At 51.4% G+C, this 24,545-nt stretch carries 17 protein-coding genes, 1 tRNA gene and 1 pseudogene; 11 read left to right on the forward strand and 8 right to left on the reverse strand.

The window, feature by feature from the left end:
• Window positions 1-157: 157 nt before the first annotated feature.
• From gmk to recG, 5 genes are read left to right on the forward strand one after another with little or no spacing between them, the layout of a single operon-like run.
• Window positions 158-781 (forward strand): guanylate kinase, encoded by a 624-nt coding sequence (gene gmk / locus C3D30_RS15350; RefSeq protein ID WP_010344504.1) that lies wholly within the window; start codon window positions 158-160, stop codon window positions 779-781.
• Window positions 782-835: 54 nt separating this feature from the next.
• Window positions 836-1,111: a DNA-directed RNA polymerase subunit omega gene (gene rpoZ / locus C3D30_RS15355; protein WP_000135057.1), complete on the forward strand. Its 276-nt coding sequence runs from the start codon at window positions 836-838 to the stop codon at window positions 1,109-1,111.
• Between the two features lie 18 nt (window positions 1,112-1,129).
• A complete protein-coding gene (gene spoT, locus C3D30_RS15360) occupies window positions 1,130-3,238 on the forward strand; it encodes a bifunctional GTP diphosphokinase/guanosine-3',5'-bis pyrophosphate 3'-pyrophosphohydrolase (protein WP_000280472.1) in 2,109 nt (702 codons plus the stop codon).
• A 6-nt stretch (window positions 3,239-3,244) separates the two neighbouring features.
• A complete protein-coding gene (gene trmH, locus C3D30_RS15365) occupies window positions 3,245-3,934 on the forward strand; it encodes a tRNA (guanosine(18)-2'-O)-methyltransferase TrmH (protein ID WP_001070180.1) in 690 nt (229 codons plus the stop codon).
• A 5-nt stretch (window positions 3,935-3,939) separates the two neighbouring features.
• A complete protein-coding gene (recG, locus tag C3D30_RS15370; RefSeq protein WP_105285026.1) occupies window positions 3,940-6,021 on the forward strand; it encodes an ATP-dependent DNA helicase RecG in 2,082 nt (693 codons plus the stop codon).
• Between the two features lie 190 nt (window positions 6,022-6,211).
• Here recG and gltS read toward each other — a convergent pair whose 3' ends face one another.
• A complete protein-coding gene (gene gltS / locus C3D30_RS15375) occupies window positions 6,212-7,417 on the reverse strand; it encodes a sodium/glutamate symporter (protein WP_000468835.1) in 1,206 nt (401 codons plus the stop codon).
• 279 nt (window positions 7,418-7,696) lie between these two features.
• Here gltS and xanP point away from each other — a divergent pair, with 279 nt between their 5' ends.
• Both xanP and C3D30_RS15385 read left to right on the forward strand, forming a co-directional pair.
• Window positions 7,697-9,088 carry a xanthine/proton symporter XanP gene (xanP, locus tag C3D30_RS15380; RefSeq protein WP_010352595.1) on the forward strand — a complete coding sequence of 464 codons (1,392 nt, stop codon included), beginning with the start codon at window positions 7,697-7,699 and terminating at the stop codon, window positions 9,086-9,088.
• Between the two features lie 120 nt (window positions 9,089-9,208).
• Window positions 9,209-10,918: an AsmA family protein gene (locus tag C3D30_RS15385; protein WP_105287091.1), complete on the forward strand. Its 1,710-nt coding sequence runs from the start codon at window positions 9,209-9,211 to the stop codon at window positions 10,916-10,918.
• 52 nt (window positions 10,919-10,970) lie between these two features.
• Here the strand turns inward: C3D30_RS15385 and yicI are convergent, their stop codons facing one another.
• The gene (yicI, locus tag C3D30_RS15390) at window positions 10,971-13,289 is read right to left on the reverse strand and encodes an alpha-xylosidase (protein WP_105287092.1); all 2,319 of its coding nucleotides are present in this window, start codon (window positions 13,287-13,289) and stop codon (window positions 10,971-10,973) included.
• A gap of 305 nt (window positions 13,290-13,594) precedes the next feature.
• On the opposite strand from yicI, the gene C3D30_RS15395 reads away from it, so the two are divergent.
• Window positions 13,595-13,689, forward strand: a tRNA-Sec gene (locus C3D30_RS15395).
• A 162-nt stretch (window positions 13,690-13,851) separates the two neighbouring features.
• On the opposite strand, the gene fliB is transcribed toward C3D30_RS15395, so the two are convergent.
• The gene (gene fliB / locus C3D30_RS15400) at window positions 13,852-15,069 is read right to left on the reverse strand and encodes a flagellin lysine-N-methylase (RefSeq protein WP_001586186.1); all 1,218 of its coding nucleotides are present in this window, start codon (window positions 15,067-15,069) and stop codon (window positions 13,852-13,854) included.
• A gap of 484 nt (window positions 15,070-15,553) precedes the next feature.
• Between fliB and C3D30_RS15405 the strand changes: the two are divergent.
• Window positions 15,554-16,478 (forward strand): annotated as a pseudogene (locus C3D30_RS15405) (carboxylate/amino acid/amine transporter).
• A 3-nt stretch (window positions 16,479-16,481) separates the two neighbouring features.
• On the opposite strand, the gene nlpA reads toward C3D30_RS15405, so the two are convergent.
• Window positions 16,482-17,300 carry a lipoprotein NlpA gene (gene nlpA, locus C3D30_RS15410; RefSeq protein WP_000779442.1) on the reverse strand — a complete coding sequence of 273 codons (819 nt, stop codon included), beginning with the start codon at window positions 17,298-17,300 and terminating at the stop codon, window positions 16,482-16,484.
• Window positions 17,301-17,519: 219 nt separating this feature from the next.
• Between nlpA and yicS the strand changes: the two genes are divergently transcribed.
• Window positions 17,520-17,813 (forward strand): protein YicS, encoded by a 294-nt coding sequence (gene yicS, locus C3D30_RS15415; RefSeq protein WP_105287093.1) that lies wholly within the window; start codon window positions 17,520-17,522, stop codon window positions 17,811-17,813.
• 41 nt (window positions 17,814-17,854) lie between these two features.
• Here the strand turns inward: yicS and nepI are convergent, their stop codons facing one another.
• From nepI to adeQ, 3 genes are all read right to left on the reverse strand, one after another.
• Window positions 17,855-19,045 carry a purine ribonucleoside efflux pump NepI gene (gene nepI / locus C3D30_RS15420; RefSeq protein ID WP_105287094.1) on the reverse strand — a complete coding sequence of 397 codons (1,191 nt, stop codon included), beginning with the start codon at window positions 19,043-19,045 and terminating at the stop codon, window positions 17,855-17,857.
• 210 nt (window positions 19,046-19,255) lie between these two features.
• On the reverse strand, window positions 19,256-19,708 hold the full coding sequence (locus C3D30_RS15430) for a DUF1198 domain-containing protein (RefSeq protein WP_010350501.1): 453 nt from the start codon (window positions 19,706-19,708) through the stop codon (window positions 19,256-19,258).
• 52 nt (window positions 19,709-19,760) lie between these two features.
• Window positions 19,761-21,095 (reverse strand): adenine permease AdeQ, encoded by a 1,335-nt coding sequence (adeQ, locus tag C3D30_RS15435; RefSeq protein WP_016159934.1) that lies wholly within the window; start codon window positions 21,093-21,095, stop codon window positions 19,761-19,763.
• 174 nt (window positions 21,096-21,269) lie between these two features.
• On the opposite strand from adeQ, the gene adeD reads away from it, so the two are divergent.
• On the forward strand, window positions 21,270-23,036 hold the full coding sequence (gene adeD, locus C3D30_RS15440) for an adenine deaminase (protein ID WP_105287095.1): 1,767 nt from the start codon (window positions 21,270-21,272) through the stop codon (window positions 23,034-23,036).
• Between the two features lie 43 nt (window positions 23,037-23,079).
• Here adeD and uhpT read toward each other — a convergent pair whose 3' ends face one another.
• Window positions 23,080-24,471 (reverse strand): hexose-6-phosphate:phosphate antiporter UhpT, encoded by a 1,392-nt coding sequence (gene uhpT, locus C3D30_RS15445; RefSeq protein WP_000879190.1) that lies wholly within the window; start codon window positions 24,469-24,471, stop codon window positions 23,080-23,082.
• Between the last annotated feature and the right edge of the window lie 74 nt (window positions 24,472-24,545).

The following is a 24,545-nucleotide window of genomic DNA, read 5'->3' on the forward strand; positions in this document are numbered from 1 at the left end:
CTGATTGCAGCAAATGACAGGGAATTGCGGAAACAGCTACGCAAAACGCAACAACTTTGCGCAAAAAGTATGAGCAAGGGCTACGTCACGTGACCGCGCCGTGTATAATAAGCTCGTATGTAGGCTTTATTTCGCTAATCACATACGAAAGATACTCATGGCTCAAGGCACGCTTTATATTGTTTCTGCCCCCAGTGGCGCGGGTAAATCCAGCCTGATTCAGGCTTTATTAAAAACCCAACCGTTGTATGACACCCAGGTTTCTGTTTCACACACCACGCGCGCACCGCGTCCAGGTGAAGTACACGGTGAGCATTACTTCTTTGTTAATCATGATGAATTTAAAGAGATGATTAGCAGAGATGCATTCCTTGAGCACGCGGAAGTGTTCGGTAATTACTATGGCACTTCGCGCGAAGCCATTGAGCAAGTACTGGCAAGTGGCGTAGATGTTTTTCTGGATATCGACTGGCAGGGTGCGCAACAAATTCGCCAGAAGATGCCACATGCGCGTAGTATCTTTATTTTACCGCCGTCCAAAATCGAGCTGGATCGCCGTCTACGCGGTCGCGGTCAGGACAGCGAAGAGGTCATTGCAAAGCGTATGGCGCAAGCAGTTGCAGAAATGAGCCATTACGCCGAATATGATTATTTGATTGTGAATGATGATTTTGACACCGCACTGGGTGATCTGAAGACCATTATTCGCGCCGAACGCTTGCGCATGAGTCGCCAAAAGCAACGTCATGACGCTTTAATCAGCAAATTGTTGGCAGACTGAACCTTCTTTCAGTATCATGCCCAGTCATTTCTTCACCTGTGGAGCTTTTTAAGTATGGCACGCGTAACTGTTCAGGACGCTGTAGAGAAAATTGGTAACCGTTTTGACCTGGTACTGGTCGCCGCGCGTCGCGCTCGTCAGATGCAGGTAGGCGGAAAGGATCCGCTAGTACCGGAAGAAAACGATAAAACCACAGTAATCGCGCTGCGCGAAATCGAAGAAGGTCTGATCAACAACCAGATCCTCGACGTTCGCGAACGCCAGGAACAGCAAGAGCAGGAAGCCGCTGAAATTCAAGCCGTTACCGCTATTGCTGAAGGTCGTCGTTAATCACAAAGCGGGTCGCCCTTGTATCTGTTTGAAAGCCTGAATCAACTGATTCAAAACTACCTGCCAGAAGACCAAATTAAGCGTCTGCGGCAGGCGTATCTCGTTGCACGTGATGCTCACGAGGGGCAAACACGTTCAAGCGGTGAACCCTATATCACGCACCCGGTAGCGGTTGCCTGCATTCTGGCCGAGATGAAACTCGACTATGAAACGCTAATGGCGGCGCTACTTCATGACGTGATTGAAGATACTCCCGCCACCTACCAGGACATGGAACAGCTTTTTGGCAAAAGCGTCGCCGAGCTGGTAGAGGGGGTGTCGAAACTTGATAAACTCAAGTTCCGCGATAAGAAAGAGGCGCAGGCCGAAAACTTTCGCAAGATGATTATGGCGATGGTGCAGGATATCCGCGTCATCCTCATCAAACTCGCAGACCGTACCCACAACATGCGCACGCTGGGCTCACTTCGCCCAGACAAACGTCGCCGCATCGCCCGCGAAACTCTCGAAATTTACAGCCCGCTGGCACACCGTTTAGGTATCCACCACATTAAAACCGAACTCGAAGAGTTGGGTTTTGAGGCGCTGTATCCCAACCGTTACCGCGTAATTAAAGAAGTGGTGAAAGCCGCGCGCGGCAACCGTAAAGAGATGATCCAAAAAATCCTCTCTGAAATCGAAGGACGTTTGCAGGAAGCGGGAATACCGTGTCGCGTCAGTGGTCGCGAGAAACATCTTTATTCGATTTACTGCAAAATGGTGCTCAAAGAGCAGCGTTTTCACTCAATCATGGATATCTACGCCTTCCGCGTGATCGTCAATGATTCCGATACCTGTTATCGCGTGCTCGGTCAGATGCACAGCCTGTATAAGCCGCGTCCAGGTCGCGTGAAAGACTACATCGCCATTCCAAAAGCGAACGGTTATCAGTCTTTGCACACCTCAATGATTGGCCCCCACGGCGTTCCGGTTGAAGTCCAGATCCGTACCGAAGATATGGATCAAATGGCGGAGATGGGTGTTGCCGCACACTGGGCTTATAAAGAACACGGCGAGACCAGCACCACTGCGCAAATCCGCGCCCAGCGTTGGATGCAGAGCCTGCTGGAGCTTCAGCAGAGCGCCGGTAGCTCATTTGAATTTATCGAGAGCGTTAAATCCGATCTCTTCCCGGATGAGATTTACGTTTTCACACCGGAAGGACGCATTGTCGAACTGCCTGCCGGTGCCACGCCTGTTGACTTCGCGTACGCGGTGCATACCGATATCGGTCATGCCTGCGTGGGTGCGCGAGTTGATCGTCAGCCTTACCCGCTGTCGCAGCCACTCTCCAGCGGACAAACCGTTGAAATCATTACCGCACCGGGCGCTCGCCCGAATGCCGCCTGGCTGAACTTTGTCGTCAGCTCGAAAGCACGCGCCAAAATTCGCCAGTTGCTGAAAAATCTCAAGCGTGATGATTCCGTCAGTCTGGGTCGTCGCCTGCTCAACCACGCGTTGGGTGGCAGCCGTAAGCTGAATGAAATCCCGCAGGAAAATATTCAGCGCGAACTGGATCGCATGAAACTGGCGACGCTTGACGATTTGCTGGCAGAAATCGGTCTTGGCAATGCAATGAGCGTAGTGGTAGCAAAGAATCTCCAGCAGGGAGACGGTTCCATTCCACCAGCAACCCAAAGCCACGGGCATCTGCCGATTAAAGGCGCTGATGGCGTGTTAATCACTTTTGCGAAATGCTGCCGCCCTATTCCCGGCGACCCGATCATCGCCCATGTTAGCCCCGGTAAAGGTCTGGTGATCCACCATGAGTCCTGCCGTAACATCCGTGGTTACCAGAAAGAGCCAGAGAAGTTTATGGCTGTGGAATGGGATAAAGAGACGGCGCAGGAGTTCATTACTGAAATCAAGGTGGAAATGTTCAACCATCAGGGTGCGCTGGCAAACCTGACAGCGGCGATCAACACCACCAATTCCAATATTCAAAGTTTGAATACGGAAGAGAAAGATGGTCGCGTCTACAGTGCCTTTATTCGCCTGACCGCCCGGGATCGCGTACATCTGGCAAATATCATGCGCAAAATCCGTGTGATGCCAGACGTGATTAAAGTCACCCGAAACAGAAATTAATGTTTTATGAACCCAACACGTTATGCACGCATCTGTGAAATGCTCGCCAGGCGGCAGCCTGATCTGACCGTCTGCATGGAACAGGTTCACAAACCCCATAACGTTTCTGCGATCATTCGTACCGCAGATGCCGTTGGCGTACATGAAGTTCATGCCGTCTGGCCTGGCAGCCGGATGCGCACTATGGCCTCGGCTGCGGCTGGCAGCAACAGTTGGGTACAGGTGAAAACGCACCGCACCATTGGCGATGCTGTCGCCCATCTGAAAGGCCAGGGAATGCAGATTCTGGCTACACATCTTTCTGATAACGCCGTCGATTTCCGCGAAATTGATTACACCCGCCCGACCTGTATTTTGATGGGTCAGGAGAAAACGGGCATCACGCAGGAAGCGTTAGCACTGGCGGATCAGGACATCATCATTCCGATGATCGGCATGGTGCAGTCGCTGAACGTCTCCGTCGCATCAGCACTCATTCTTTACGAAGCCCAGCGTCAGCGGCAAAACGCTGGCATGTATCTGCGTGAAAACAGCATGTTACCGGAAGCAGAACAACAACGCCTGCTGTTTGAAGGCGGCTATCCGGTATTGGCGAAAGTCGCAAAACGCAAAGGTCTGCCCTACCCCCACGTCAATCAGCAAGGTGAAATTGAAGCCGATGCTAACTGGTGGGCCACCATGCAGGCTGCAGGGTAAGCGCCATGAAAGGTCGCCTGTTAGATGCTGTCCCGCTCAGTTCCCTAACGGGCGTTGGCGCGGCGCAAAGTAACAAGCTGGCGAAAATCAACCTGCATACCGTGCAGGACTTACTGTTACACCTTCCTCTGCGCTACGAAGATCGCACCCATCTCTACCCCATCGGTGAGCTACTGCCGGGCGTTTATGCCACGGTGGAAGGCGAAGTGCTGAACTGTAATATCTCCTTCGGCGGTCGGCGGATGATGACCTGCCAGATTAGCGACGGTTCCGGCATTCTCACCATGCGCTTTTTCAATTTCAGCGCGGCGATGAAAAATAGCCTGGCGACGGGCCGCCGCGTGCTGGCCTACGGCGAAGCAAAGCGCGGCAAATATGGCGCGGAGATGATCCATCCGGAATATCGCGTACAGGGTGATCTCAGTACCCCGGAGCTACAGGAAACGCTTACGCCGGTTTACCCAACGACTGAAGGCGTTAAACAGGCAACGCTGCGTAAATTAACCGACCAGGCGCTGGATCTGCTCGACACCTGCGCTATTGAAGAACTGTTGCCGCCGGAACTGTCACAAGGGATGATGACGCTGCCGGAAGCCTTGAGAACGCTGCATCGCCCGCCGCCGACACTGCAACTTAGCGATCTGGAAAGCGGGCAGCATCCGGCACAACGTCGTCTGATTCTGGAAGAACTGCTGGCGCACAACCTCAGTATGCTGGCGTTACGCGCTGGAGCACAACGTTTTCATGCCCAACCGCTTAGCGCCAATGAGGCGCTGAAAAATAAACTCCTTGCCGCCTTACCGTTCAAACCAACGGGCGCTCAGGCACGTGTGGTGGCGGAGATCGAGCGCGATATGGCGCTGGATGTTCCCATGATGCGTCTGGTACAAGGCGATGTAGGTTCCGGTAAAACGCTGGTTGCTGCCCTCGCCGCGCTGCGTGCAATTGCTCACGGTAAACAGGTGGCGCTGATGGCACCAACCGAGTTGCTCGCCGAACAGCACGCCAATAACTTTCGCAACTGGTTTGAGCCGCTGGGTATTGAAGTGGGTTGGCTGGCTGGTAAGCAGAAAGGTAAAGCGCGACTGGCGCAGCAGGAAGCCATCGCCAACGGTCAGGTGCAGATGATTGTCGGCACTCACGCCATCTTCCAGGAACAGGTACAGTTTAACGGTCTGGCGCTGGTGATCATCGACGAACAGCATCGTTTCGGTGTGCATCAGCGTCTGGCATTGTGGGAAAAAGGCCAGCAGCAAGGCTTCCATCCTCATCAGTTGATCATGACCGCCACGCCGATCCCCCGCACGCTGGCAATGACCGCCTATGCCGATCTCGATACCTCGGTCATTGATGAACTGCCGCCAGGGCGTACACCAGTGACTACCGTTGCTATCCCGGATACACGCCGCAACGACATTATTGACCGCGTGCGCCACGCCTGCATGACTGAAGGTCGTCAGGCTTACTGGGTTTGTACGTTGATTGAAGAGTCAGAGTTACTGGAAGCGCAGGCAGCGGAAGCCACGTGGGAAGAGTTGAAACTGGCACTACCAGAGTTGAATGTTGGCCTGGTACATGGGCGTATGAAACCTGCCGAGAAACAGGCGGTGATGGCGTCGTTTAAACAAGGTGAGTTACACCTGTTGGTTGCCACTACCGTCATTGAAGTCGGCGTTGATGTGCCTAACGCCAGCCTGATGATTATCGAAAACCCGGAGCGCCTGGGTCTGGCGCAGTTACACCAGCTTCGCGGGCGCGTGGGACGTGGCGCGGTGGCTTCTCACTGCGTGCTGCTCTACAAAACGCCGCTCTCCAAAACGGCGCAAATTCGCCTGCAAGTGCTGCGTGACAGCAGCGACGGGTTTGTGATTGCACAAAAAGATTTGGAGATTCGCGGCCCTGGTGAATTGTTAGGTACGCGTCAGACGGGTAATGCCGAATTTAAAGTGGCAGATTTATTGCGCGATCAGGCCATGATCCCAGAAGTTCAGCGCCTGGCACGGCATATTCACGAACGTTACCCACAACAGGCAAAAGCCCTGATAGAACGCTGGATGCCGGAGACGGAACGCTACTCAAATGCATAAAGACGGCGGAGAGAAGACCGCCGTTTCAGGTTGATTTACCTTCCTGCCGAATGCGGCGTGAACGCCTTATCCGACCTACAAAAAAAACCAAAAAAATCAATAAATTGATAATCATTACGCAGGCCAGATAAGCGAAGCGTATCTGGCATTTGTCTTTGTTGCGGCGGCACACATACCGCCGCTTCATCGGTTACCCCGCAAAAATCGGCAACATCAAATACAGCTTAATCACCAGGGCGTTAACGATATCGATAAAGAACGCACCGACCATCGGCACCACCAGGAAGGCCATGTGCGACGGGCCAAAGCGTTCGGTAATCGCCTGCATGTTGGCGATTGCCGTTGGCGTTGCACCAAGGCCAAAACCACAGTGACCCGCAGCCAGCACCGCCGCATCGTAGTTTTTGCCCATCATGCGCCAGGTGACGAAGATAGCGTACAACGCCATGAAGATAGTCTGTGCGACCAGAATCGCCAGCATCGGCAGCGCCAGCGAAGCCAGCTCCCACAGCTTCAGCCCCATCAACGCCATCGCCAGGAACAACGACAGGCTTACGTTACCCAGAACCGATACCGCACGCTCAAAGACACGGTAAAAGCCCATCATGGACAAACCGTTGCTCAGAATCACGCCCACAAAAAGCACGCAAACGAAGGTTGGCAATTCAAAAGCGGTGCCAGCCAAAAGTTGCGCAACAATTTTCCCCACCGTCAGACAGATAGCAATCAGCGCGATGGTTTCAATTAGTACCAGCGAAGTGATCATGCGCCCCACGTCCGGCTTTTCAAATGCGGTGGGGACTTCCTGGTCATCCGGAATACCGTTCGGCGTGGTGGAGTGCTTCACCAGATACCGCGCCACCGGCCCCCCAATCAAGCCGCCCAGCACCAGACCAAAAGTTGCACAGGCCATCGCCACTTCCGTCGCGTTGGTGAAGCCATAACGTTCAATGAACAATTTACTCCACGCAGCTCCCGTACCGTGTCCGCCAGAAAGCGTAATAGAACCGGCCAGCAGCCCCATCAGCGGATCAAGCCCTAACAGGCTTGCCATCCCAATGCCGATAGCATTTTGCATCACCAACAGGCCAACAACCACGATGAGGAAAATCCCCACCACACGCCCACCGGCACGCAGGCTGGCAATATTGGCATTCAGACCAATGGTTGCGAAGAATGCCAGCATCAACGGATCGCGCAGGGACATATCAAAATTGACTTCCCAGCCCATACTTTTTTTCAGCACCAGCAGCGCCAGTGCCACCAGCAACCCTCCGGCAACTGGTTCAGGTATGGTGTATTTCTTCAGAAAGGAGACGGAATGGACCAACTTGCGCCCGAGCAGCAACGTCAGCGTTGCAGCAACAAGCGTTGCTAAAGTATCGAGATGAAACATAGTTACTCCTTTGTGTCCGCACCACTCTTTCACACTCGTCATACTTCATCGCGCATGTGCATTAGGGCGAAATATGACGAGTATCGAGTCATGCTATCCCGGTTCGAATTCTCAGCTGAAAATAAAAAAATGGCATGGATTTTAAGCAGAAAACAACCAAAAGTTATATAAAAAAGTGCATTTATCGCATTTAAATATTTAGAAGAATGCATGGCAAACGTTTGCTTTTACCTTTCGGTCAGCTAAAATGCCCGCTTTGCCACCACGGGATTGTTTTCGATGTCTGTTTCCACCCTAGAGTCAGAAAATGCGCAACCGGTTGCGCAGACTCAAAACAGCGAACTGATTTATCGTCTTGAAGATCGTCCGCCGCTTGCTCAAACTCTGTTTGCCGCCTGTCAGCATCTGCTGGCGATGTTTGTCGCGGTAATCACGCCAGCACTGTTAATTTGCCAGGCGCTGGGTTTACCAGCACAGGACACGCAACACATTATTAGTATGTCGCTGTTTGCCTCCGGTGTGGCGTCGATTATTCAGATTAAAGCCTGGGGGCCGGTTGGTTCCGGGTTGTTGTCTATTCAGGGCACCAGCTTTAACTTCGTTGCCCCGCTGATTATGGGTGGAACGGCACTGAAGACTGGTGGCGCCGATGTTCCAACCATGATGGCGGCGCTCTTCGGCACACTGATGCTGGCAAGCTGCACCGAAATGGTAATCTCCCGCGTTTTGCACCTGGCGCGCCGCATTATTACGCCGCTGGTTTCTGGCGTAGTGGTGATGATTATCGGCCTGTCGCTAATACAGGTTGGGTTAACGTCCATTGGCGGCGGTTATGCGGCCATGAACGATAACACCTTTGGCGCACCGAAAAATCTGCTGCTGGCGGGTGTGGTCTTAGCTTTAATCATTCTGCTTAACCGTCAACGTAACCCTTACTTACGCGTGGCCTCGCTGGTGATTGCGATGGCAGCCGGATATGCGCTGGCGTGGTTTATGGGCATGTTGCCAGAAAGCAACGAGCCGATGACGCAAGAACTGATTATGGTGCCAACACCGCTCTATTACGGGCTTGGTATTGAATGGAGTCTGCTGTTGCCGCTGATGCTGGTCTTTATGATCACCTCGCTGGAAACTATTGGCGATATCACCGCCACCTCCGACGTTTCCGAACAACCGGTTTCTGGTCCGCTGTACATGAAACGTCTGAAAGGCGGCGTGCTGGCGAATGGCCTGAACTCGTTTGTGTCGGCGGTATTTAACACCTTCCCGAACTCCTGCTTCGGGCAGAACAACGGTGTGATCCAGTTGACCGGTGTTGCCAGCCGTTATGTCGGTTTTGTCGTTGCGCTGATGCTGATTGTGCTCGGCCTGTTCCCGGCTGTGAGCGGTTTTGTGCAGCATATTCCTGAGCCGGTACTTGGCGGCGCTACGCTGGTGATGTTTGGTACTATCGCCGCATCCGGTGTGCGTATCGTTTCTCGTGAGCCGCTGAACCGTCGGGCCATTCTGATTATCGCGCTGTCGCTGGCGGTCGGTCTGGGCGTTTCTCAGCAGCCGCTGATTTTGCAGTTTGCCCCTGACTGGCTGAAAAACCTGCTCTCCTCCGGGATCGCCGCTGGCGGTATCACTGCCATTGTGCTGAACCTGATTTTCCCGCCAGAAAAACAGTAACCCACTCACGGCGGTAAAATTCTTTACCGCCGTAGCCACTCGCTTTCTCCATTCCCGCCTTGAGGAATGCGCGTAAATCGTGCATAACTCCCTTATGTGCATTTCACGGGATGGAAGACCATGAAATTTATTGGGAAGCTGCTTCTCTACATTTTCATCGCGCTATTCGTGGCGATCGCTGGCCTCTATTTCCTGCTGCAAACCCGCTGGGGAGCAGAGCATATCAGCGCATGGATATCCAGGAATAGCGACTATCATTTGACCTTCGGGGCGATGGATCACCGCTTTTCCGCGCCATCTCATATCGTGCTGGAGAACGTCACGTTTGGTCGTGATGGTCAGCCCGCCACTCTGGTGGCGAAAAGTGTCGATATTGCGCTAAGTAGTCGACAACTGAGCGAACCACGCCATGTTGATACTATCCTGCTGGAAAACGGGACGCTGAATCTCACCGACCAGACCGCACCGCTACCGTTCAAAGCGGATCGTCTGCAACTGCGTGATATGGCGTTTAACAGCCCCAATAGCGAGTGGAATCTCAGCGCACAGCGAGTAAATGGCGGCGTCGTTCCGTGGTCGCCGGAAGCCGGTAAAGTCCTGGGCACGAAGGCTCAAATTCAGTTCAGTGCCGGCTCTCTGTCGCTCAACGATGTTGCTGCTACCAATGTACTGATTGAAGGCACTATTGATAACGATCGCGTCACGCTTACGAATCTGGGCGCCGATATCGCCCGTGGCTCATTAACCGGTAATGCGCAGCGTAATGCCGATGGTAGCTGGCAGGTAGAAAATCTGCGCCTGGCCGATATCCGTCTGCAAAGCGAAAAATCTCTGACCGATTTCTTTGCACCTTTGCGCTCTGTCCCGTCGTTGCAGATTGGTCGCCTTGAAGTGATCGACGCTCGCCTGCAAGGTCCGGACTGGGCGGTGACCGACCTCGATCTCAGCTTGCGCAACATGACCTTCATTAAAGATGACTGGCAGACGCAGGAAGGCAAGCTGTCAATGAACGCCAGCGAGTTTATTTATGGTTCGCTGCATTTATTTGACCCGATTATGAACGCGGAGTTTTCCCCACAGGGCGTGGCGCTTCGCCAGTTCACCAGCCGCTGGGAAGGCGGAATGGTCCGAACGTCAGGGAACTGGCAACGCGACGGGAAAACGCTGATCCTCGACGATGCAGCGATTGTCGGGCTGGAATATACCTTGCCGAAAAACTGGCAACAGTTGTGGATGGAAGCGACCCCAAGCTGGTTAAACCGCCTACAACTGAAGAGATTTAGCGCCAGCCGTAACCTGCTCATTGATATCGATCCGAACTTCCCGTGGCAGCTCACTGCGCTGGATGGTTATGGCGCGAATCTGACGCTGGTTGCCGATCATAAGTGGGGCGTCTGGAGTGGCACGGCGAACCTGAATGCCGCCGCCGCAACGTTCAATCGTGTCGACGTTCGTCGCCCGTCGCTGGCGCTAACCGCCAATAGCAGCACGGTGAATATCAGCGAACTTAGCGCGTTTACCGAGAAAGGCATTCTTGAAGCTACTGCCAGCGTCTCACAAACGCCGCAGCGCCAGACCCATATCAGCCTGAACGGACGCAGTGTGCCGATGAACATTTTGCAACAGTGGGGATGGCCAGAGTTACCGATTACGGGCGATGGCAATATTCAGCTCACCGCCAGCGGCGATATTCAGACCGATGTACCGCTAAAACCTACGGTTAACGGACAACTCCATGCTGTGAACGCAGAAAAGCAGCAGGTAACACAAACCATGAATGCTGGCGTCGTTTCCAGTGGCGAAGTCACATCAACGGAGCCAGTGCAGTAAAAATCAATCTCGCCGGGCACGACATAGCCGTACCCGGCATTTTTTCAACAAATTACAGCATAATTGTCAGTGAGTTACCCACTGGCGACACCACCACACCCAACTCAGTTTCGGTCTGCGAACCGCCTTGCAAACCATTTACTTTCGCAATATTACGCAAGCATAGTGTCCAGTTATTCGCCTCGCCCGCGCCTGTCACGGTAATCGTATTGCCAGTACGCGTCGCTTTCAGGGTGAAGATCACCGAACCATCGGCGGCGGGCACTTCACAGACAGCTTCACGCCCGTCTTGCAGATTAAAGAGTTGGAAAGCCGTGCCTTCATGCCACGCGTAGTCGGGGCGTTGATCATTGTTCCCCAGCGCCAGTAAGGTGTTGTCACGCACGTAAACCGGCAAACTAAGAAAATCATGCTGCTGTTTATGCCAACGGCTGCCTTCTGTTTCATCGTTATGCCACAGATGCGTCCAGCGACCTTCTGGCAGGTAAAACTGTACATCGCCCGCTTCAGAGAACACTGGCGCAACCATCACGCTGTCGCCCAACATGTATTGACGGTCAAGATAATCACAGGCTGGATCGTCCGGGAACTCCATCACCATTGCGCGCATCATCGGCGTACCCAGCGCGTTAGCACGAGCGGCTTCGCGGTACAGATACGGCATCATGCGGCATTTAAGCTGTGTGAAATGGCGCACGACATCGCAGGATTCATCATCATAGGCCCACGGCACACGATAAGATTTGCTGCCATGCAAACGGCTATGGCTGGAGAGCAAACCAAATGCGCACCAGCGTTTGTAAACGTGTGCCGGAGCGGTATTCTCAAAGCCACCGATATCGTGGCTCCAGAAACCAAAACCGGAAAGGCCAATAGATAACCCGCCGCGCAGGCTTTCCGCCATCGATTCGTAATTGGCGTAGCAGTCTCCGCCCCAGTGCACGGGAAATTGCTGTGCGCCCACAGAAGCGGAACGGGCAAACAGGACGGCCTCTTCCTCACCGACAGTGTCTTTCAGGACGTTCCATACCAGTTCGTTGTAGATGTACGCATAATGATTATGCATTTTCTGCGGATCGGAACCGTCAAACCACTGAACGTCTGTTGGAATACGTTCGCCAAAGTCGGTCTTAAAGCAATCGACGCCCATCGCTACCAGGCCTTTCAGTTTATCGGCGTACCATTTGCAGGCATCTGGGTTGGTAAAATCATAAATCGCCAGACCTGGCTGCCATTTATCCCATTGCCATAACGAGCCGTCCGGGCGTTTGAGTAAATATCCTTTCTCTTGCAACGCTTTAAATACCGGCGATTTTTGCCCTATATAGGGGTTAATCCAGACGCAGATTTTCAGCCCTTTCGCTTTCAGGCGGCGAATCATCCCTTCCGGGTCAGGGAAAGTGACCGGATCCCACTCAAAATCGCACCACTGGAAGGCTTTCATCCAGAAACAGTCGAAGTGGAAAACATGTAGCGGCAGATTACGTTCCGCCATGCCGTCGATAAAGCTGTTTACCGTAGCTTCGTCATAATTAGTGGTAAATGAAGTCGTTAACCACAAACCAAAGGACCATGCTGGCGGCAGTGCCGGACGCCCGGTAAAACGGGTATAACGATCGAGCACCGCTTTCGGCGTCGGGCCATCGATAACAAAGTATTCGAGATATTCACCCTCGACGCTGAACTGCACTTTGGAGACTTTCTCCGATCCCACTTCAAATGAGACGCACTGCGGATGATTCACCAGCACGCCGTAGCCACGGTTGGTGATATAGAACGGGATGTTTTTGTACGCCTGTTCGGTGCTGGTTCCGCCGTCACGGTTCCAGGTTTCCACCGTCTGACCGTTACGCACCAGCGCGGTGAAGCGTTCCCCCAGACCGTATACTGTTTCACCGACACCGAGATCCAGGCGCTCAAACATGTAGCTACGGTTGGTGTTGGTGTCCTGTATATAGCCGTTATTTTTCAACTGGCTACCGGTAATACGCACACCATTGCGCAGAAAATCGAGCGACCAGAATTCACCTTTGGTAACACGAACACTCAAATTACCGCTCTTCAGCTCGGCATATTCAACCGTGTTTTGCATCTCCACCGGAACATCATGCAACACATTAAGCGGGTAGTGCGGACCGTTATCCCGCGCCCCTTGAAAATGCTCAATCCGCACGCCAACCACACCTTCCTGAGGTGAAAAAAAGCGCAGCGTAAACAGTGGCGTATCCAACTGCCAGGTACGCTCCCGCACATCACGCGGCGCGGCATAAACCACCATCTCCTTTCCCCGCTGCTCAACATCAAAAACCTGGATGGGGTGAATCAAATTAAGACCAGGTTGAATAAGCCAGTTTCCATCGCTGATTTTCATAATCCGTTCCTTTCGTTCTGAAATTTTTGTTACCGCAAGCATGACAAGTGAAGAAGGCGCCAGTCAGACAGCCCGAAAGTAAACCATCCTTAAGAGTGCGGATATTGCTATTTTTTGTTATCAACTTACGTTTCTTGTTTTCTGTGATCGCGGTAGCGCCAAAATGTAACTTATGGATTTGCTGAAGGTTTCTGTGAAAGGGATCATGGCAAGACGAAACGATACGGAAAAAAGTGTGATGGGGGATGTGATAAGGCGAGGAACTAGCTATAATGCGCCCCGCCTCCATGTAGCAATCGAGGCGCGGAAGATCGTCGTCTCCGGTGAGGCGGCTGGACTTCAAATCCAGTTGGGGCCGCCAGCGGTCCCGGGCAGGTTCGACTCCTGTGATCTTCCGCCAAAATGCCTCTTCTGACGTTCACCAATCCCTTGTAATACGATTAAAACCAGACATTTTCTTCTGTTCATGATTCAATCGGCTTAACCGAGTTCTTTCATAACATTTATTGCAATGGCGGCGACATGTCAGACATAGACTTAACCCAGTCTCCGGCAGGCGAATTTAACAAATCAACAGCAGGCAGGAGAGATCGTCCCCGGCATTGATCATGTCAATCGCTTTATCCATCCGCTGATTGATAATTGGCGAATGCAAGGTTTTCTCGGCAAGGCTCGCCACAATCTTTAACACCGTTGCCTCATCAGGAGTTACTTCCAGCGATGTCACACTCAACAAATGCTTAATATAGAAATAATCGAGGATTAAACGGTAAACCTGGCGCATGATCGTTGAGAAATCAGCATCCGGAAAATGACAGTGGTAAATTTTGTAGGTCAGTAAATTGCGCAATACATGCGGGGCGCTAAGGATAGAATCCTGGCAAAGTTGCTGCCATTGCTTATCCAGAACTGCAAACTTGTCGACCAGATCCTGCTTATCCGTACTGGCTGTAATGTTTAAATACGCCGCCATCTTCCGATGCACCCCAGCGATAATGTTATCCCTGGCGCCTTCATTCGCGATAAGTGAACCCAATGCCGACAGCGCGCGCACCTTCAATCCAACCGACTCCGTTGACGTTGAGCGATGAATCAAACTTATACCTGCCGCCAGCTCGCTTAATAGTTCCTGATGATACTGTTCGGCCTGCGCAAAATGGCGATGCAGATCGAACTCAATGCGTTGCAAGTAAACCATAAACTGTGCCAGCGCCATCAGGTTCTCTTCAACGTTCAACGATGGCGCCTGTAGAAGGTGCCAGGCAAAGAGATGCACAATCTGTTGGATCTGATTAACCGGCTGCTGCCGGGCGATGATATTGTTTTTCGCCTTCGCCAGCAGCTCATCTTGTTCATGCACTAACATGCTGTCGGCATCGAACAATACCAGCCGGGCTACTTCTGGACATGAAAGCGTCATCGAATAACGAGTTGTATCCGCGTAGTGCTTTTTACAACGTGGATAAGTAGAACAGGTAACTGAAAGCGCGTTGCCTCCCAGCTCGCGATGAACCAGGCAGAGTTTATTTTCGTCGAGAAACGGACACTGCCCCTGCGCGTCCAGCTTAATTCTCGAATATCTTTGTTTACCTTTTCGCACCAGCATCAAATTCTCTTTCGCCAGGCTGGAGATTTCCGGATGGTGTGCGTTGAGGTAATCATGATGAGTTTTCTTGTCGATATCTATTTGCCATCCCTGACAACAGGAAATCAGGCAGTCAGGACCGACACAGGAAAACTTCTTCACAAACTCGGGTTTGATCACTTTATGGATTTGCATAGCATTCTTCGCGTTTAAAAAGCGAACAGTAGCATGTTGTTAGAAAAAAATGATAACGCCATAACATGACGGTTTAATAAGCATTTCACGCGTTTCATAAAGATAAAGAATAATGCTCGACCTCATCAAATTACCCACGCTATTTGTCAGCGACGCTAATGCGCAATATTTCATTGCGACGTGATAAAAAACTTCGATGCTTTTGAATAACGACCTACGCAAACCATGAAGGATACTTATGAGAAGAATATTCATGGTTTCGACGAGAATAATATAAAAGCCTCACGGTCGATTTTATTTTTAGATTGCTTCTGGCTGGCGATAATAATGTCAGACGTATCAACGGCCTGCCTGTTATTGATAAAGATGCGTAACTATTGCTGAAAGGCAACATAAATATGCTTTATATGAACAGAGCCATCCTTGCCATTTTTGCTATCATGCCTGCATACATAAACGACAAAACCGTATGCAGAGGGGAAAAATGGGTTCCACCAGAAAGGGGATGCTGAACGTTCTAATTGCCGCCGTATTGTGGGGAAGTTCAGGTGTCTGCGCACAATACATCATGGAGCAAAGCCAGATGTCATCGCAGTTTCTTACCATGACGCGACTGATATTTGCCGGTTTTATTCTGCTAACGCTCTCCTTTGTCCACGGCGATAAAGTCTTCTCAATCATTAAAAATCATAAAGATGCCATCAGCCTGCTGATTTTTTCCGTTGTTGGCGCACTGACCGTCCAGCTGACTTTCTTACTGACAATTGAAAAATCCAATGCCGCTACAGCAACGGTGCTGCAATTTTTATCACCAACGATTATCGTGGCATGGTTCTCACTGGTACGTAAATCACGCCCCGGCATCCTGGTTTTTTGCGCCATTCTGACATCGCTGATTGGTACGTTTTTATTGGTGACACACGGTAATCCGACGTCATTATCGATCTCTCCTGCTGCGTTATTCTGGGGTATCGCCTCGGCATTTGCTGCCGCATTCTATACGACATACCCCTCAACGCTCATTGCCCGTTACGGCACGCTGCCAGTGGTTGGCTGGAGTATGCTCATTGGTGGTCTGATCCTGCTGCCCTTTTATGCCGGACAAGGAACAAATTTTGTGGTTAATGGCAGTCTGATTCTGGCGTTTTTCTATCTGGTGGTAATTGGAACTTCGCTGACTTTTAGTCTGTATCTGAAAGGCGCACAGTTAATTGGCGGGCCAAAAGCCAGCATTTTGAGCTGTGCAGAACCATTAAGTAGCGCGCTGCTCTCTTTACTGCTGCTGGGGATCACTTTCACATTACCTGACTGGCTGGGAACGCTGCTGATTCTGTCATCGGTGATTTTGATTTCAATGGATTCCCGCCGCCGCGCCAGAAAAATGTAATCGTCCGGCGCGGCGCGGTTGATAATTACCAGCCCGGCACCGCGCCACCGTTAAAGATAGTTTCTGCCGCTTTAGCAACTTCCGGTGATTGATAAGATTGCAAAAATTCCTTCACGTTTTCTGCATCCTTGTTATCTTCCCGCGCCACCAGAATGTTCACATACGGCGAATTTTTATCTTCAATAAATACGCTGTCATGCACCGGAGAAAGCCCGGTTTGCTGAATATAAGTCGTGCTGATAATCGCCACATCCACTTTCGGGTCGTCCAGTACGCGCGGCAACTGTGCCCCTTCCAGTTCCATAATCTGTAAATGACGCGGGTTATCGGTAATATCCAACGCCGTTGGCAGTAAACCTTTCCCCTCTTGCAACGTAATCAGTTTCTCTTTTTGCAACAGTAACAGCGCCCGCCCAAGGTTGGTCGGATCATTCGGAATCGCCACTGTCGCCCCATCTTCTAGCTGATCGACCGTTTTGATTTTTTTCGAATAGCCCGCCATGGGGAAGACAAAGGTATTCCCCACCGCCACCAGTTTATAACCGTGCGCCTGATTATCCTGTTCAAGGAAAGGGCGATGCTGGAATACATTGGCATCCAGTTCACCATGATTTGTTGCATCGTTCGGCAGCAATGAACCGCTAAATCCAATCAGTTCAACCTCAAGGCCATACTTCTCTTTAGCCACTTTTTTAGCGACTTCCGCCACATCCTGTTCGGCACCGTTTATGACCCCAACTTTAATGTGTTTTGTATCGCTACTTTGCTGGTCGCAGCCTGCCAGTAGTATTCCTGCCAGTAATAACGCTACTCCTGTTCGTAGATGATGTGTTGTCAGTTTCATTTTTTATCCTTTTATTAATGATTACCTGACTATAGCGGTAAGGTCGCTGCGGTTAAAAAACGAAATGCTATCGATAAGAAGAAAAAGGAATAAAAGAGGAATATAAGGTCTGGCACTTCTTACTGAATACAAAAACGCGTTTCGTACAGCATGATTAGAGCGATGAAAACAAACTACACTTATGCTTCATTCGATGCCATTTGTAAAAAGGTAGAACTCATGAAACCAACGACGCTGCTTCTTATTTTCGCTGTTTTCGCGATGCCGGGTATCGTGTATGCCGAGTCGCCTTTTAGCTCGTTACAATCGGCGAAAGGGAAAAATACGGTATTACAGGATTTGCGAAAAATTTGTACCCCTCAGGCATCGTTATCAGATGAAGCGTGGGAAAAGTTAATGTTGTCTGATGAAAGCAATAAACAACACATACGCGAAGCCATCGTGGCGATGGAGCGTAATAATCAGAGTAACTACTGGGAAGCGTTGGGCAGGGTAGAATGCCCGGATATGTAAGAGCGGCAACAGCCGCTGACCAACACTTCTTTAGCCTGATATCAGGATTTCTTCATTTTCACTTTTGCAGTAACCAACAGCGCGGTAAGCAACATCAACGTGCCGGACAATATTAACGGCGAAGTCAGGCCAATGTTATCCAGTGCATAACCGCCAATTGCCGCGCCGCAGGTATTGGCAAGCTGAATAACAGCCACCTGAATAGATCCCGCCTTTTCTGCCTGGTCGGCTAATGAGCGGGTGATCCACGTTGACCAGCCCACGGGAATTAAAGCAAAGGTCAGCCCCCAGATAATCGCCACGCCGGTAGCAACAATTTTATCGCTTCCCCACAACGTCAGTACCAGCGCACTAAGAGCAAGCACTAACGGTGCTCCCGCTAAGGCCAGTTTTACTGAACGTTTAAGAATGATCGACGAAAGCGACGTACCGACAAAACTGGCGATACCAAAACTCAGCAGTACCAGTGTTAAGCCATCCACGCCGAATCCCGCCAGATTCATATACACAGGCCGAATATACGTGAAGAAAGCGAACTGCCCCGCAAAGGACATAAAGATAGCAATCATCCCGGCCATCACCCCCGGACGCTGCAACAGGCGGAAGGTATTTTGTTTCTGATGCGAGGGTTCGCCAGGCAGCGAAGGCAATGATTTGATAATCCAGATAATACACAGCACGCCCATCACCGCTGCCGCATTAAAGACATTGCGCCAGCCGATAAGCTCGCCTAAAAAGCTGCCTAACGGCGCGGCAATCACCAGCGCAATAGAAACCGCGCCGAAGATCACCGACAGCGCCTTCGGCACCGTACGAGGCGGCACCAGACGCATAGTCAGCGACGCTGACATCGCCCAGAATCCGCCCAGCGCCAGCCCGAGACAGGCTCGACCGATTAATAACATTCTGAACGAGCTGGCAAAGGAAACCAGCAAGCAAGAGAGCGTCAGCAAGACGGCGAACAGAATGACAACGTAGCGGCGGTCGGTGGACTGAATTGTCTGGGTAATAAACAAACTGGAAAACATCGCCACAAAGGCGGTCACAGTCACCGATTGCCCGGCAAGCCCTTCCGAAATACCTAAATCCTGCGCCATCGGCGTCAGCAAACTAACAGGCAAAAACTCAACGATAATCAGGCAGGCGACGCAAAACGCCACCGAGAAAACGGCTGACCAGTTCGGTCGGGTGATGGCATCCGCGCCACAGTTTTCTTCGATATGTTCACTCATGGTGTTACCCGTGGCATGTTTCAGGGGAAAAGCCGGTCAGTTTAGCATTGAAATGTGTGACGCATTTAACGTTTTTGCAACTTTTACGGTGTTGCTTGAGCTGGAGTTAAGATCGAAACGGAACAGGGCAAAGATTACCGAATGCGGCATGAACGCCTTATCCCCCCTACAGGTCAGGCGCGGTCTGTAGGCTGATAAGACGAAGCGGTTTTAATGCAGCCAGTGAACGCCCTCGGCAGGCTGAAAGAATGCGTTATAGCGCATCTGAAAAGCATTAATATCCTGCATTTCAGGTTCGGTTTCGTGCAGAAAACCCAGCGCCAGCCTGACCTGAGCGTCGGTAATGGGAGCTGCGAGGCGGGCTTTTTGTAAAATCCGATGCCATTGCAACAGATTCTGTTCGCTGCCATCGACAATGACAATTTGCCAGATGAGCAACACCTGCGCAGCATTTTGCAGGTGCGACTCATCCGGGCGATGCAGATAACGTAAAAATTCGTCACCCGCTGACTTTCCCATCTGATCGACCATCGATTCGATGGGTACGACATCAATATTCAGCCGATCGCTCAGGCGGCGAATCGCCTTTCTGGCTCCGGATGTCAGCACCCGAAAACCAACCACAAACACCACCGCCAGCGTAGCGAGCATTATCCAGATCATGAGTTCTCCTGCGTAACTGACACTCATGATATCTGGAAACACTTATCAGATACTAATCCACCAGGATGATTTTCAGCGCAAACAGCGCCGCTACAACCACCACACACAGGTTCAGATCACGCCAGCGCCCGGTACAGACTTTCATAATGCAGTACGACATAAAGCCCAGCGCGATACCTTCGGTGATCGAGAAAGTAAAGGGCATCATCACAGTAGTAATAAATGCGGGCACCGATTCGGTAAAATCATCCCAGTTAACGCGCGCCAGACTTGAGGTCATTAACACGCCCACGAAGATGAGCGCCCCGGCAGTCGCATAGGGGGGAACCATTGCCACCAGCGGTGAGAAGAACATAACCAACAGGAACATAACGCCGACCACAACCGCAGTCAGCCCCGTGCGGCCACCGACCGCCACACCTGAAGTACTTTCAATATAGGCGGTAACAGACGAGGTGCCGATAAACGCACCCGCCACCGAACTGACGCTATCGACATACAGCGCCTTATTCATATTGGGGAATTTACCGTTACTATCTATTAAGCCAGCTTTATCAGTTACACCAATTAATGTTCCTGATGAATCAAATAGGTTGATCAGCATAAAGGAGAAAATGATACCGGCAAGTTCAAGCGACAACGCGCCGCTCAAATCGACTTCACCAATGACACCGCTAATATCGGGTGGAATGGAATAGATGCCGCTAAAATGAACATCACCGAAAAATAATCCACAGCAGGAAGTAACAACAATAGAAACCAACACCGCCGCATGAAAATTACGTGATGACAACACAGTTATAATAAAAAAACCTAAAATACCTAACAACACGCCGTGAGAACTTAAATCGCCAATCATAACCAGCGTATCTTTATTGGCGACAATAACACCGGTATTTTTTAATCCCATCAAGGCAATAAATAACCCGATACCACTGGTGATACCAATACGTAAACTTAACGGAATGTTGGAAATCATCCAGTAACGGATACGAAAGAGCGTGAGCAAAAACAGTCCGATTGCGCCCCAAAATATGGCTCCCATCCCGGTCTGCCAGGAGATCCCCATCGCCCCCACGACCACGAACGCGAAGAAGGCGTTCAGCCCCATTGCCGGTGCCAGCGCCACGGGCAAGTTAGCAAATATCCCCATCGCAATGCTGCCAATACCGGCAATTAAACAAGTGGTGACAAATACCACTTTCGGGTCCATTTGTGCCGCACCGAGGATTTGCGGGTTAACAAAAACGATGTACACCATGGTTAAAAAAGTGGTCATCCCCGCAATCAATTCTGTGCGGACGGTGGTTCCATGTTGAGGAAGTTTAAATAATCGCGAAAGCGTCCCTGATTCATTACTCACGTAATCGGTATTGTCATTATTCATTTTTTTGTCCATTGAAGGAATTTTAAATCCTTGCTTTTGTAAAACAAATGACAACACTGGTTCAGTGATAATTATCACATTTCAATTGCACATTAATGGATATTCTTTAATAATCTCGCGACGTTTCTTTATGATAAATAATAATCAATTTGATAAAATCAAAATGAGAAAAACATGAATAATTCTATTAGCCATAAATTTCATTACATTAGTCGGAGCGAATACCAGGAATTGTTAGCCGTTTCCCGTGGCGAAACCGTTACCGATTATATTATTGATAATGTCTCTATTCTGGATCTGATCAATGGCGGAGAAATTTCCGGCCCGATTGTGATTAAAGGGCGTTACATTGCCGGTGTTGGCGAAGAATACGTCAACGCTCCAGCTTTACACCGAATTGATGCTAACGGCGCAACGGCAGTACCAGGATTTATTGATGCTCACCTGCATATTGAATCCAGCATGATGACGCCGGTCACCTTTGAAACAGCCACCCTGCCACGCGGCCTGACAACTGTTATTTGCGATCCCCATGAAATCGTCAATGTCATGGGCGAAGCCGGATTCGCCTGGTTTGCCCGCTGCGCCGAACAGGCAAAGCAGAATCAGTATTTGCAAGTCAGCTCTTGCGTACCCGCACTGGAAGGCTGCGATGTAAACGGCGCCAGTTTTACTCTCGAACAGATGCTCGCCTGGCGAGATCACCCGCAGGTTACTGGCCTCGCGGAGATGATGGACTACCCAGGCGTAATTAGCGGGCAGGATGCGCTGCTCGATAAACTGGACGCATTTCGTCATCTGACGCTGGACGGTCACTGCCCCGGTTTAGGCGGTAAAGAACTTAACGCCTATATTGCCGCCGGTATTGAAAACTGCCATGAGAGCTATTTGCTGGAAGAAGGCCGTCGGAAATTACAACTCGGCATGTCGTTGATGATCCGCGAAGGGTCCGCTGCCCGCAACCTCAACGCGCTGGCTCCGTTAATCAACGAATTTAATAGCCCACAATGTATGCTCTGTACCGATGACCGTAACCCGTGGGAAATCGCCCATGAAGGGCATATCGATGCCTTAATCCGCCGCCTGATCGAACAGCACAATGTGCCGCTGCATGTGGCATATCGCGTAGCCAGTTGGTCAACAGCGCGCCATTTTGGTCTTAATCATCTCGGTTTACTGGCGCCCGGCAAGCAGGCCGATATCGTCCTGCTAAGTGATGCGCGGAAGGTCACGGTGCAGCAGGTACTGGTGAAAGGCGAACCGATTGACGCGCAAACCTTGCAAGCACAAGAGTCGGCGAGACTGGCGCAATCCGCCCCACCGTATGGCAATACTATTGGTCGCCAGCCGGTTTCCGCCAGCGACTTTGCCCTGCAATTTACGCCCGGAAAACGCTATCGGATCATTGACGTTATCCATAATGAGCTGATTACGCACTCCCGCTCCAGTGTTTACAGTGAAAACGGTTTTGATCGCGATGATGTGTGCTTTATTGCCGTGCTTGAGCGTTACGGGCAACGGCTGGCTCCGGCCTGTGGCTTGCTCGGCGGCTTTGGTTTGAATGAAGGCGCGCTGGCTGCGACGGTCAGCCATGACAGCCATAATATTGTGGTGATCGGTCGCAGTGCGGAAGAGATGGCGCTGGCGGTCAATCAGGTGATTCAGGATGGCGGCGGGCTGTGCGTGGTACGTAACGGTCAGGTGCAGAGCCATCTACCGTTGCCCATTGCCGGGCTGATGAGCACCGACACGGCGCAGTCGCTGGCGGAACAAATTGACGCCCTGAAAGTCGCCGCCCGCGAATGTGGTCCGTTACCGGATGAACCGTTTATTCAGATGGCGTTTCTTTCCCTGCCAGTGATCCCCGCGTTGAAACTGACCAGCCAGGGGTTGTTTGATGGCGAGAAGTTTGCCTTCACTACGCTGGAAATTGCAGAATAAAAAAATGCCCGGCGTCATGCCGGGCAAAAGTCACCAGTTACGTTTATGCCACTGTCAACTGCTGAATTTTTTTCTCGCGGCGGATTTTGCGTTCTTCCATTACCGCGACTATCGCCATCAGGCAGATACAGCCAATTGCGGCGATATCCAGCGCGGCGAAGGTTCCAGCCCAGCCGGTGAGGCCGAATACCGGAGTACCATCGGCAATCATCCCCAGACCCAGCTTGGCAAAGCTGTCGCCAATCAGGTAGGCGAAGGTGCCTTTAATCCCGTCGGCTGCGCCGATCGCTTTTTTCGGTACAAAGCCAACAGCCGCCACGCCAATCAACAGTTGCGGACCAAATACCAGGAAACCTAATGCAAAGAGAGAAGCCAGGTAGATATATTGATTGCTGGCGTGCTGATACACACCGAGTGTCGCGATAATCAGCGCCAGCGCGATGCAGGCGACCAGGCCACGGCGACCGTTCGCCAGGTCAGAGAGCCAGCCCCACAGCAGCGTACCGACCAGTGCGCCTGCTTCAAACAGCGTAAAGCCCTGAATCGCCACCGCTTTAGAGAGTTTCAGTTCCTGGAACGCGTACACGGTTGACCACTGGTCGATACCAATACGTACCACGTACAGGAAGATGTTGGCGAAGCACAGCAGCCAGATCACTTTGTTTTTCAGCACATACTCAACAAAGATCTGCCACTTGGTCATATCCGTGGACTCAGTCTCTTTGTCCTCTTCGCTGATCTCTTCACCAAACAGTTCTTCGGCTTTACCGAGGCCATAAGCTTCAGGGGAGTCACTGCCGTAACGCAGGCCGATAAAACCGACAATCAGCGCGATAATCGACGGGAAGATAAACATGCCGATCACATGACCGTCGAACAGGTAATTTGCACCGAACAGCGCCACACCCGCCGCGCCCGCGCCACCGAGGTTGTGGGAAATGTTCCAGAAACCGAGGAACGTCCCGCGCTTACGACGTGGCGTCCATTTGGTGATGGTGGAGTAACTGCATGAGCCGCCGGTACTCTGGAAAAAGCCGCTTAAGGCGTAGAAGGCAATCATCAGGAACAGGCTAACCGAGCCGCTGCCCATGCTGGCGCTGAAGCCCAGCATACAAATGGCGGAGAGAATCAGCATGAACGGCAGGAACTGTTTAGTGTTTTTGCCGTCGGCATAGTAGGAAACCAGCGTTTTACCCACGCCGTAAGTGATGGAGAAGCCCAGGCCAATCATCCCCAGCTGCGTCATGCTCAACCCGTAAGTGGAGATCATGTCGTTCTGCGCAATGTTAAAGTTCTTGCGAATCAGATACATCGTCAGGTAGCCAATAAAGACCACCAGGTAGGATTGCATGAACGGTTTGAACCACATTTTGCGCCGCACTTCGAGCGGAAGATCCAGAGTCGGCTTGCGAACCTGGTTGAGGAAAGCCAGCATGGGTTACTCCTGATTTCCCATCATTCTTCAAGCCGCAGGTGCTTTAGCTGCATGTATTCCTGCAACTTGAATTA

Source organism: Escherichia sp. MOD1-EC5433, assembly GCF_002966005.1.
Lineage (GTDB): Bacteria > Pseudomonadota > Gammaproteobacteria > Enterobacterales > Enterobacteriaceae > Escherichia > Escherichia ruysiae.